This is a genomic window from Aeromonas taiwanensis (assembly GCF_000820165.1).
Classification (GTDB): domain Bacteria; phylum Pseudomonadota; class Gammaproteobacteria; order Enterobacterales; family Aeromonadaceae; genus Aeromonas; species Aeromonas taiwanensis.
On sequence record NZ_CDDD01000029.1, the window covers coordinates 1 to 670 of the forward strand.

Below are 670 nucleotides of genomic sequence, written 5' to 3' on the forward strand. Positions count from 1 at the left end.
GGGCTGGGATCCAGCAACCGGGCCAGCGACTCGAACAGCATCACCCCCGCCACCCCCACCAGCAGCAGGGCGCTGCTGAAGCCCCCCAGCACCTCTATCTTCCAGGTTCCGAAGCTGAACCTGTGGTCGCGGGCGAAGTGACGGGCGGCGCGATAGGCCAGCACCGAGAGGCCGAGCGCCAGCGCATGGGAGCTCATGTGCCAGCCGTCGGCCAGCAACGCCATGGAGTTGTAGAACCAGCCGCCGCCGATCTCCGCCACCATCATGACGACGGTGAGCAGCACGGCCCAGCGGGTCTTCTGTTCTGCCAGCGGATTGCCTTCGTGCACGACGGGCTGGTGGCAATGGGACGAGACGGGGGATGACATGGATTTCTCCTGAAGCAGATGATGCAATATACTATACCCCAGTATAGTTTTATTGCGCGAGAGGATCCGTGATGTCACACACCATCCACGACAAGAAGAAGCTGCTGGCCCGGGTCAGACGCATCAAGGGACAGACCGGCGCCCTGGAGAGCGCCCTGGAGCAGGGGAGCGAGTGCGCCGCCATCCTGCAGCAGATCGCCGCTATCCGCGGGGCCGTCAACGGCCTGATGCTGGAGGTGCTGGAGGGGCACATGCGCGAACACCTGGGCGCGCCGGAGGCGACCCCGGCCGAGCGGCTGGAG

General features: G+C 65.4%; 2 protein-coding genes. One reads left to right on the forward strand and one right to left on the reverse strand.

Features of this window, described 5'->3' with window-relative positions:
• A partial coding sequence (locus BN1136_RS05045) for a cation diffusion facilitator family transporter (protein ID WP_043808152.1) occupies window positions 1-368 on the reverse strand: 368 nt, incomplete at its 3' end.
• 71 nt (window positions 369-439) lie between these two features.
• Between BN1136_RS05045 and BN1136_RS05050 the strand changes: the two genes are divergently transcribed.
• The coding region (locus BN1136_RS05050) for a metal/formaldehyde-sensitive transcriptional repressor (RefSeq protein ID WP_043808154.1) at window positions 440-670 on the forward strand (231 nt) is incomplete at its 3' end.